3 protein-coding genes are annotated in these 2,089 nt (G+C 63.1%); 2 read left to right on the top strand and 1 reads right to left on the bottom strand.

Annotation, left to right across the window (positions count from 1 at the left end):
* A partial coding sequence (locus tag KLP42_RS26495; RefSeq protein WP_215571153.1) for a LysR family transcriptional regulator occupies window positions 1-671 on the bottom strand: 671 nt, incomplete at its 3' end.
* A 137-nt stretch (window positions 672-808) separates the two neighbouring features.
* On the opposite strand from KLP42_RS26495, the gene KLP42_RS26490 reads away from it, so the two are divergent.
* Together KLP42_RS26490 and KLP42_RS26485 are read left to right on the top strand one after the other, a co-directional pair.
* Window positions 809-1,234 carry a DoxX family protein gene (locus KLP42_RS26490; RefSeq protein WP_215571152.1) on the top strand — a complete coding sequence of 142 codons (426 nt, stop codon included), beginning with the start codon at window positions 809-811 and terminating at the stop codon, window positions 1,232-1,234.
* Window positions 1,235-1,259: 25 nt separating this feature from the next.
* Window positions 1,260-2,089, top strand: an 830-nt coding sequence (locus tag KLP42_RS26485; protein WP_215571151.1) for a VOC family protein, incomplete at its 3' end; no start/stop codon positions are given.

Here is a 2,089-nt window from a genome sequence, read left to right as displayed (position 1 = left end):
GTTTCATTGCCGCTGAGAAGAACCGGCGCAAGATGCAGTTCGGGCGCCTGCGGCCCGTTGCCCAGGCGCACCCGGCCGTCGGGCGCGACCGCGCTATAGGCAAGGAAAGGCGCGCCCTCAAGTTTCGCCGGCTGCTGCGGCCGCCCGAGACGATCGAGAAGATCTGGCGTTCCCACAAGGGCGAAGCGGATCGTTGCCAGACGGCGCGCAATCAGCGTCTCATCCAGTGCCGCGGTCACGCGCAGGGCAAGATCGAACCCTTCCTCCACGAGGTTGACCTTGCGCCCGGAGAGATCGAGATCGAGCGTCACGGCGGGATATTGCGCGCGAAAAGCGGCCAGGAGACGGGCGAAGGCGGGATTTGCCATCCACACCGGCAAGCTGACCTTGAGCGTCCCTTTGGGGGAAACTGTCGTGTGCGACAGCTGTGCTTCTGCCTGTTCCAGCCCTTCCAGGAGCGTGCGAACGCTCGCCAGATAGAGCGTTCCGGCTTCCGTCAGGCTGACGCTGCGGCTGGTTCTATTGAGGAGCCGTGCTCCCACGCGTGCTTCGACCTGCTGGACATGCTTGCTGGCCATCGCCGGAGAAAGACCGAGGCGCTCTGCGGCGGCAGAAAAGCTGCGCAATTCGGCAACCGTTGCGAACACCCGAAGTCCAACAAGCGAGTCCATGATCATCCCCTCACAGGAAACGCACCCTCAATATTGGTGCAGATGATCAAACACTATGAAAGCCATAGGATCGTGTCCATCTTCAACCGCGCCGCACCCTTCACGCAGGGTCGTGGGCCAATGGCACAGGACCGACCATGTCGACACTCATCTCCACCACGACTGCACCGAGCCCCCGCTGGAACATCGGCCTCTGGGTCGCGCAGATCGCCCTCGCCCTGCTTTATCTGATGGGTGTGTGGATGCACCTTTTTCTGTCTCCCGAGGAGGCTGCCGCCATGGGCGCCGTCTGGATGTCGCAGGCGCCGCTCGCGCTCGTCCGTTTCATCGGCGTGATGGAACTTCTCGGCGTCATCGGATTGATCCTGCCGGCCGTAACGCGGATCAGGCCCAATCTGACGGTTCTGGCCGCCATCGGACTTCTGGCGATCCAGGCGCTGGCCATTCCCTTCCATGTCAGCCGAGGCGAGTTCGCGCCACTTCCGTTCAACCTGATCTATGTGGCGCTCGCCGTGCTGGTGATCTGGGGCCGCTCGCGCAAGGCGCCGATCCTGCCGCGCTGAAGCCTCGACGAAGGAGACGACCGGCATGGATACGGATGCCCTCAAACTCGCCCGCAGCCTGAAGGCACAGGGTCTTCGCGAACGGCTGGCATGGGGCGCCGTGGAACTGTCGGTCACCGATCTTGACCGCGCCGTACGGTTCTGGACCGGGGCCCTGGGATTTGTTGCCCGCCCCGATCCAGGCACGGGCGTCGCCCTCGGGACGTCAGAACGCACCCTGGTGATCCTGCAACCGGGTGCCCGCCGGCCGGTCGTGAATGACGTTGCTGGGCTTTATCACGTCGCCTTTGCCGTGCCGTCGCAAGACGAGTTTTCCCGCCTTCTTGCCCGCTTCATGCGCCTTGGGCTGCGGGTTTCCCCGGTCGATCACACGATGTCGAAGGCAATCTACCTCAACGATCCGGACGGACATGGGATCGAAATTGCGCTTGAGACACCAGAGCGCTTCGCACGCTTCGACAATTCCAGCTCCAGCTTTGCCATGATCGACAGTGAGGGGCGGTTTCGCAGTGGCCGCGATCCGCTCGACCTCAAGGCTGAGCTTGCGGCAGCAGCCGGAACAGATCCTTCAGCCCCCATCGCATCCAACACAGTCGTGGCCCACATTCACCTGCACGTCCCGGACCTGGAGCCAGCGCTGGACTGGTTTGAAGGGCTTGGATTTGCACGTAATCTCTCGCTACCGTCGATGGGCATGGCCGATATGGGAGCGGGTGCTGCCTATACCCACAGGCTCGCTCTCAACATCTGGGCGGGACGGGGTGCTCCTCCGGCCCCAGACCACTCGGCGCGCCTTCTTCGCTATCATCTGACGACCTCGGACCCAGTACTGTTCAAGCAGGCCAGACGGCATCT

It is taken from the genome of Rhizobium sp. CSW-27 (genome assembly GCF_018760785.1).
GTDB lineage: Bacteria > Pseudomonadota > Alphaproteobacteria > Rhizobiales > Rhizobiaceae > Neorhizobium.
Note: the sequence above shows the minus strand (reverse complement) of the source record. Positions and strands in the feature narration are given on the sequence as shown.